The sequence below is a fragment of the Phocaeicola sp. genome (assembly GCF_048170425.1).
Taxonomy (GTDB): Bacteria; Bacteroidota; Bacteroidia; order Bacteroidales; family Bacteroidaceae; genus Phocaeicola.
Genome location: NZ_DBEXBB010000197.1, coordinates 1 through 8,124 on the forward strand (window position 1 = coordinate 1; position 8,124 = coordinate 8,124).

Consider the following 8,124-nt stretch of genomic DNA (forward strand, 5'->3'; position numbering starts at 1 on the left):
TTCTGTGTTTCCTGTGCAAAGGTGCGCAGAATCTCTTTGGCAGCTTCCGGATCATCCTCCGAGAAAGCCGTCAGAGGAGAAAAGTTATAAGGCTGGTCTGTGTGTGGTGAAGTTTCGTGGGTTTCCTTCTGAAGCGGCAAGGTGTCAGGAATATTGTCCGACACGGTGAGGTGGACCAGTGCATTTTTTACCACCTTCTTCAGTTCCGATTGGTTGAAAGGTTTCTGTAACATACCGGTAAATCCTTTCTGCTGAAAATCATTCTCATTCATATCCCCTCGGGCTGTGATGGCAATGACCGGAATGGACTGGGCCTGGGCAAAATCCTGGTTACGAAGGTGATGAAGCAGTTCAAAGCCGTTCATGGCAGGCATCTGAATGTCCGTAAAGACTAAATCGAACGTACGGTTCTTGAGCTGTTCGATAAGTTCTTCCGGCTGTTCGCAACAGACTGTTTCTACTTTGAAGCCTTTCACTTCTTCTGCGGCATTATGCAGCATGGCTTCCGTCAAATGCATTTGTATCCGGTCGTCATCGATGATGGCAATTCGCAGATGAATTTTGGGAAGAGTAATGTCCGCTTCATTTGAAACGAGAGCTGGCTTGGGTGAAATGGAAGGTAAAGGCATGGATACCTTGAACGTGCTGCCTTTCCCAGGAGTACTTTCGATGTCTATTCTTCCTAACAGAAGTTCTACCAGCTTGCGGGTGATGGATAGTCCCAGCCCGAATCCTTCCTGTCCTTGTGCACTGCTCAGGCGGGTGAACTCTTTGAATATGCGTTCCTGTTCACTGGCTGTCATGCCGCATCCTGTATCGGATACGCTGAACACGAACTGATTGCCGTGGTATTCTGCCTGTAGGGTAATACATCCTGTGGCTGTAAATTTCAGGGCATTCGATAACAGGTTTTCCACAATCTGGCGTATGCGGAACGGGTCACCTTCCAGGGTGAGAGTCTCCGGAAGTTCTTCTTTGAAATTTAATTGAAGTTGCTTCTTTTCTGCTAAGGGTAAGAAACTATTGTAAATGTCTGTCAGCAGTTCATGAGGGTTGAAGGCTACCGGATGCAAATCCATTTTACCCGCTTCCAGCCGGTGGTAATCCAGCAAAGAAGTGACAAGTGCCAGTAAGTGCTGGGCCGAACTTTTCATGTTCGATAAATAAAATTGCTGCCTTTTGTCGTTTATCAGGCGGATAAGCAGGTCAATGTAGCCAATGATGGAGCCGGCGGGAGCTTTGATGTCATGGGTGATGGTCAGCATCAACTTTTCACGGGCTATCAGCAGGTTTTCGGCATACGATTTTGCTTTTTCCAGTTCCCGTCGGTAATGGTTGTTGCGGGTAATGTCGCGTGCAATGACAATGGAGAATACCAATACCAGTACAAAAGCGGCAATGGCGATTTTGGCCATGGTTTCGGCGGCCTCTTTCCGTATCTCTTCTTCCTGCATCAATTTGATGCGGGAAGCTTCCTGTTCATCGTGCTCAATGTTCTCCAGCAGCTGGTTGACACGCTGGCTCAGTCCGCTCCCAATCACGCGCAGGCTGCTGATGCGGGTGTTCAGCATCTCGGTTTCCTTCTGACGGGTCTGGAATACTTTGTGCTGAATACCTGTAATCATGCTGCTGATGGTATCTATCGGACTGTACACTTCATCCAGTGTATCCGTGTATTCTTCCTGAATCACGTTGTTCACCTGGGTGGAATCTTCTTTCCCGGGTGCGAATACGTCAGCCAGTCTCTTGAAGAATCCTTTTTTTTTGTGATGGATGGTGTAGGAGTTATGGTGCGTAATGACTTTTCTGCGTATATGCGGCGTACTGAGCAAAGAATCCTGCTGAGCTATCAGGCTGTCGAGCTGTTCCTGATAAATCTGGTCGGTCGGTGTATTCCGCATGGCTTCCAGCACCGCATACATATTCCATTGCTTGTTCTGTAACAAGGTTCTTACGGTGTCCAAACGGGCTTGCTGCAGGGTGTCCGTCAGAATTGTTTCCAGTGTATCAATCGAAGCATTCACTTCTTTCATTGCTTTCAAGTAGTGATAATACTCGTTCAGCTTTCCGGTGCGGAGTGTCTGCCCGATGATTTCCGCGTCATACAGCTGGCTGATGATGCGGTGGGTGATGTGGCGCCGGTGTTCGAGCTGGTCTCTCAGGCTGGTAGGAGTAGTCAGCAGGTTCATTTGCTGCATGGTATAGGTGAAAGCTCCTATCAGAAGCCCCACCAGCAATATGTAGCCGATAACGATTTTGAAAGAAGTGGAGAACATGGTTTAGCGGATAGATTTTGTTTTATATCTGAATCGCAGGTAATACATGATTCCGGCACTGGTAAGTCCGAAAGGAAAAGCCGCCCAGATACCGATGGCTCCCCAGTCACAGACAAATCCGAAGAGATAGCCTGCAGGCAAGGAAATCAGGAAATAGGCAATGAACGAGAACAGCATCATGGGACGTACGTCGGCAATGCCTCGCAGCGCATTGGCAAAATTGATTTGCAATCCGTCGCCAAACTGATACAGCAGGAACGGAATAATCAGTTGTGCTACCATCAGACTGACGGCTTCGTCGTTGGTAAACCAGCCGCCGATGTAGTGGCGGAGCAGGAAGATAGGTATACCTGTGATGACAATCATGGCCAGGATGATATGGAATCCGCTTTTGGCCGTGTGGCGTACATTTTCCAGGTCGTTCTGCCCGAAGAAATAGCTGATACGTACCGATACGGCCGAGCCCATGCCGTAGTACATCATGAAACAGACCTGCGACACCGCCATCATGATTTGATACGAGGCAAGTGCCGTACTTCCCAGCCAGCCCACCATGATGGCACTGAGGCTGAAAGAGGCTGTTTCCATTCCCATTTGTCCGGCGATGGGCCATCCTAATTTGTTCAGCAAGCCGAAATCGGACTTGTTGAGGCTGCCCTGTGCAAATCCTTTTCGGAAGGTGGCATAACGTGAGGTTCCGAAAAAGAGAATCAGGTAGGTGATAACCATCAGGATGCGTGAAGTCAGGGTGGCAATTCCGGCTCCCAACAATCCTAACTCCGGAAATCCGGCCTTTCCGTAAATCAGAAGGTAGTTTCCTATGATGTTCAGCACGTTACCCCCTAACAGAATCCACATGGAGATACGTGTGTCGGTAATTCCGTCGGTAAATTGCTTGAAGCCGTTGAACCACAGTACAAAAGGAAGCGAAGCCAGCAACACGAGGTAATACGGTCGCATGGTGGGAAGCAGTTCTTCCGGCTGCCCTAATTTATCGATGTTCCAATAAAGTACTGCCATGACCAGACACACGATTGCGGCCAGCAGCGTATTGGCTGCCAGACTGTTTTTCAGGGTACGCCCGACTTCTTCACAACGGTTTTGTCCGAACAGGCTGCCCACGATAGGGGTTAGTCCGTAACTGAAACCCGTACTGAAAATAATCGCTAAATTGAACATGTTGTTCACAAAGCTGGCTGCCGCCAGTTCATGCGTACTGTGATGCCCAATCATCAATGTGTCGGCAAAGCCTAAGATGATGACTCCAATCTGCCCGATGACAATGGGAATGCCCAGCCAGAGGAGTGCACGGTAATTTGAATGTCTCATGAAATAGCCTTATAGTAGAGTATGCTGCAATTTTCGGGAACGAAGCAACGGGCCGAAGTCGCCTGAATCTGTTCGGCAGTTACGGCACGGTATTTTCCTACCTCCTCGTTGATGTCTTCTGCTTTTCCCGTCAGTTCAAAGAAAGCCAGATTGGTTGCCACGTTCAGGTAGTTGATGTTGTTGAAAATCTGTTCGCTTTCGTAGCGGTTCTTTACCTTCTCCAGTTCCTGTTCGCTCACCGGTACGGTCTTCATTTTCTCTAATTCCTTCCAGATGGCCTCTTCTGCCTGTTCCAGAGAAACACCTTCTACCGGTTTACCGGTGATATGAAGCAACCCTTCATCCAGACTGCCTGAAATATAGGCATCGATGGAAGTAAACAGTTTCTGTTCCTGCACTAGTGACTGGATGAACCGTGAAGAACGACCGTTCGACAGAATGTCGGTAATCATGTCGTACACGTAATAATCCGGATGCATGCGGTTGGACATGTGGAAAGCCATGTAGATGGCATCCACCGGTACCTTCCGTTCCACCGTCTTGCGGCGTACAGCCGTTTGGGGTTTTTCAGCCGGAAGCTGTCGGGGAGAAATGTTCCGTGCTGGAATCGGCCCGAACCATTTCTCTGCCAGCCGGATGGTTTCTTCGAACGAGATATGTCCCGTCACGGCCAGGATGGCATTGTTCGGTGCATAAAAACGGTAGAAAAAGTCTTTCACTTCCTCCAGTGTAGCCTGAGCGATGTGTGCAATTTCCTTTCCGATAGTCGGCCAGCGGTATGGATGCGATTCGTATGCCAGTTCGCGCAACAGGTGCGATGCATCCCCGTAGGGCTGGTTCAGGTTGCGCTGCTTGAACTCCTCAATCACCACCTGGCGCTGTACTTCCAGACTTTTCGGACTGAAATCCAAGCTGAGCATGCGGTCGCTTTCCAGCCAGAATCCCGTTTCTACGTTCTGGTGCGGCAGAGTGATGTAATAATTGGTGATGTCGTTGTTGGTCCAGGCATTGTTTTCCCCTCCGGCATTCTGCACGGGAGTATCATAATCGGGGATATGAAGGGAGCCTCCGAACATCAGGTGCTCGAACAGATGGGCAAATCCCGTGTGCGACGGGTCTTCATCGCGGGCTCCCACGTCGTACAACAAGTTGAGGGCGACCATTTGTGTGGAGTCGTCCTCATTGTGTACAATCCGCAGCCCGTTAGCCAGTGTATAACGGTTTACTTGAATCATGCGGAAATCAGATTATTCAATCACGGTTGCTTTCAAAATGCGTACGTCTGTTTCCGGACGGTCGGCACGGTTGGTCTTTACAGCCTGAATCTTGTCGATGACGTCCATACCTTCTGTCACCTCTCCAAATACGGTATACGCTCCGTCCAGATGAGGTGCACCTCCTACGGTAGTATAAGCTGCAATCTGTTCACGGCTGAACTTCAGGGCCGGTTCCTTGGCTACGATGCCACGTGCCTGTGCTTCCAGGCTGTCCTGCAATTCCAGCAGACCGTCGTTATCGCCGGCTTTGCGCATCTTGTAAATTTCTTTCATGTGCTTGCGAGCCAGTTCGTTGAACACTGTTTCCAAACGCGCATCGTTCAACTGGTTTTCCATGCTGATCATCTGTGCTTCAGAGAATTTGCGTCCGGTCACAATGTAGAACTGACATCCGGAAGACTCCTTGTTCGGATTCACTTCATCACCCAAGCGGGCAGCAGCCAGCGCACCTTTCTTGTGGAAGAATTTCGGGTTGAACTCAGCTGGCAGTGTGTAACCTACATCTCCGTTACCTAATGTAGTGGTATCGGTAGCAGTCTTGCTCTGCGGGTCGCCTGCCTGAATCATGAAATTCTTGATTACGCGGTGGAAGAGTGTACTGTCATAAGTACCTTCTTTAGCCAGTTTGATAAAATTGTCCCGATGCTTGGGAGTTTCATTATACAGTTTGACCGTGATGTTTCCCATGGTCGTTTCCAGACGTACAAGTGTTTCGTTTCCAGTTTCCATATTGGTTGTCTTTTTCTGACCGCCGCTGCATGCCATCAGGCAGCAGGCCATCAATGTGAATAAAATAGATAATTTTTTCATGTGAAGAAAGTTGGTTTTGCAAAGGTACAAAAAAACTCTTTATCTGCTGCTTTATAAAATGTTGCTCTCAGTCTTTTTCTTTAGCTATGGCGGCTACATAGACTCTGTGTGTGCGTTGCCCCTTGGGGAGTATGCCTGTTTCAGGTGTTGTTCCCCACTTCTGAAGTTCCCTGGCTGCGGTTGTATGGCTCAAGCCGGTGAGGGCCATGTAGTCTGCCACCGTCATGTACGGGTGTGTGGTCAGAAAATCCTGGGCTATTTTCAGCCGTTTTTCGCTGGAGTGGCGTGAAGTTTTCAGCTTGCTGGTACCACTTTCTCTCTCCAGCGTGCAGTGCCCTTCCGTCTTGCGAATCAGTTCTTTGTCGGCACGGAAGTTGATGTTGCGTATTTTGATGCTTCTGGCATTGCGACGGTTTCCTCCTTCCGGCTGTTCGGCCTCTTTCCCTTCCGTTATTCCTAACGAAGGAGTAAATGTGCCGATTTCATCGAGCTTGACCGAATATCCCCGGCTCATTTCGCGGGCCATGGCATCCTTCAGGGCCATAATCATGCCCCGGAGCTCTCCGGTATTGTAGGTGGTGTGATGTGCAATGTCTTCAATCAGCTCTTCAGTAGAACATTGTCCCTTGATAATCATTCTCGGATAGAGGATGGTCTCGTTTTCGTTGTGCAGGTCTTTCATTTCCTGCATGGTGTAAGTAGCTGCCATTGGAATCAATAAATTTAAAGGGTTAGAACAATTCTTTTAAATACACTGAAGCATTCTCTGTTTCACAGTGCGGGATTTGTATTTCACAGTGTGAAATATGTATCCCACACTGTGGTTTTTGTGTTCCACAGTGTGAAACAGAGAATTCTCTTTGGTGAAGGTAATTATATTTAAGGGGAAAAGCAAGAATTTGGTAGGGGAATCGGAAGAAATAATGTTGTTATAATCTCATCACCTCCTGCTCAAAGTTATCCTTATCACCTTTAGCCTTGTTACGGATTTTACTTCTATAGTTATATACCGTAGCTAATGAGTATCCCAAGAAATGAGCAATTCGGTTGGCGTCGGTTACACCCAGGCGAATCAAGGCGAAAATACGTAACTCAGTGTTTAAGATTTCTCCGGGCTTAGGTTCAATTTTTCCATCTTCATTCAACAGGTTGTTGAAATCATGGATGAAGTTGGGGAATAGTTCCAAAAACGATTTATCAAACTCATTATAAAAGTTTTTACGTTCTTCACGCAGAAAGTCTGCCGAACGGATAGCTTTAAACAAATCCTCTATGCGCGAAGCCATCGCTAATTTCTCAAGTGAGCGTCTGTATTGCTCCAGTTTGTCCAGGTAGCTGACACAACGGTCCAGATAACGGGCGATGTACACTTCTTTGATCTTTCCTGTCTGCTGTAACTGCTGGTTGAGAGCTACCAGTTCTTTGTTGCTTTTCGAGAGATTCTTTCGCATGAGAGAAAGTTTTCTCAATCCATGATATAGGTAAAAGGCCAGTAGGATGAAGCATACAGCCAGTCCGGTAATGCTAAGAGTTAGGATTCTTCCTAACCGTTTTTCCTGTGCCTTTTTGTCGGAATAAGCTTTATCGATGATGGGATAGAATTCTGTGACCTCTAAAAAACGCAAGCGTGCATTGCAGGCTACAGCGTCTTTCATGGAGCAGCTTACATAATTATAAGCTCTTTCCGGGTCACCTTGCTGGTACACCAGCCGGGCAAGCTTTTGAAGGGCCGCGTATTCGCGAACCGATGCATTGAGGTCAATGAGGGCTGTCTGAGCAAGGTAATAGATTTCCATGTCTGTGTCTTTCTTGGCTTCGTATGCCAATGAGAGGGTATAGTATGCGTATGCTTTCTCCTGCATGTCTAAAGGAGAAGTAAGCACTTTGTTCAGGATGGGGATGGCTTGGTCAGCTTGCCCGTTTAATGTCATTTTTTCTGCCAGTACAATACTACGGTCGCTTCCCTGAGGAAGTATTTTCAACAGGGAGTCACGATACAGTTCCGTCTTTTTCAGATACGTTTGTTTTACGTGTGGATCTACTGTATTATCTGCCATCCATCCATAGCAGGCTCTTATGGTAAAATAATAATATTCTAAGTTGGGGGAAGACAGCTCGTGAGGGTGAATTGTTTGTAATTCTGTTAAGGCCTCATTGTACATGCCCATGACACCTCTTACTTCTGCCCGATTGATGGAAATTTCAATGTCTCTCTCCGGTTGAGGCTGGAGAGAATTGTAGTATTCCTTACGACGAATATAGTGGTAGGCAGAATCAGCTTGATAATGTAGATCACTAGTGTCCACTAAAAATTAGAGGATGAGTTAAAAATTATAATCACTAAATAAATTTGGTCCATCAAGACCGCTTTGTTCTTTGACATCATTGAATTTAGTTTTGCTGAAGAGATCCCTTAATGAAGTCTTGTCTGT

Annotated in this window: 6 protein-coding genes; all 6 read right to left on the minus strand. The window is 47.4% G+C overall.

What is annotated here, in order from left to right; translation table 11 throughout:
- Window positions 1–2,276: ATP-binding protein (locus tag ACMJ0U_RS07790; protein ID WP_417129372.1), on the minus strand; the 2,276-nt coding region annotated here is incomplete at its 3' end.
- 3 nt (window positions 2,277–2,279) lie between these two features.
- Window positions 2,280–3,605: an MATE family efflux transporter gene (locus tag ACMJ0U_RS07795; RefSeq protein ID WP_417129374.1), complete on the minus strand. Its 1,326-nt coding sequence runs from the start codon at window positions 3,603–3,605 to the stop codon at window positions 2,280–2,282.
- On the minus strand, window positions 3,602–4,840 hold the full coding sequence (locus tag ACMJ0U_RS07800) for a M16 family metallopeptidase (protein WP_417129376.1): 1,239 nt from the start codon (window positions 4,838–4,840) through the stop codon (window positions 3,602–3,604). Before ACMJ0U_RS07800 ends, ACMJ0U_RS07795 begins: the two co-directional genes overlap by 4 nt.
- A gap of 12 nt (window positions 4,841–4,852) precedes the next feature.
- Window positions 4,853–5,692, minus strand: coding sequence for a peptidylprolyl isomerase (locus ACMJ0U_RS07805; RefSeq protein ID WP_417129378.1), 840 nt, complete (start codon window positions 5,690–5,692; stop codon window positions 4,853–4,855).
- Window positions 5,693–5,759: 67 nt separating this feature from the next.
- Complete coding sequence (locus ACMJ0U_RS07810; protein WP_417129380.1) at window positions 5,760–6,401, minus strand: HU family DNA-binding protein; 642 nt, start codon at window positions 6,399–6,401, stop codon at window positions 5,760–5,762.
- A 220-nt stretch (window positions 6,402–6,621) separates the two neighbouring features.
- Window positions 6,622–7,998 (minus strand): DUF6377 domain-containing protein, encoded by a 1,377-nt coding sequence (locus ACMJ0U_RS07815; RefSeq protein WP_417129382.1) that lies wholly within the window; start codon window positions 7,996–7,998, stop codon window positions 6,622–6,624.
- Between the last annotated feature and the right edge of the window lie 126 nt (window positions 7,999–8,124).

Excerpts from the sequence above, each read along its gene's own strand:
- ACMJ0U_RS07805 (WP_417129378.1), bottom strand. The coding sequence starts at position 5,692 with ATGAAAAAATTATCTATTTTATTCACATTGATGGCCTGCTGCCTGATG.
- ACMJ0U_RS07795 (WP_417129374.1), bottom strand. The coding sequence starts at position 3,605 with ATGAGACATTCAAATTACCGTGCACTCCTCTGGCTGGGCATTCCCATT.
- ACMJ0U_RS07800 (WP_417129376.1), bottom strand. The coding sequence starts at position 4,840 with ATGATTCAAGTAAACCGTTATACACTGGCTAACGGGCTGCGGATTGTA.
- ACMJ0U_RS07810 (WP_417129380.1), bottom strand. The coding sequence starts at position 6,401 with ATGGCAGCTACTTACACCATGCAGGAAATGAAAGACCTGCACAACGAA.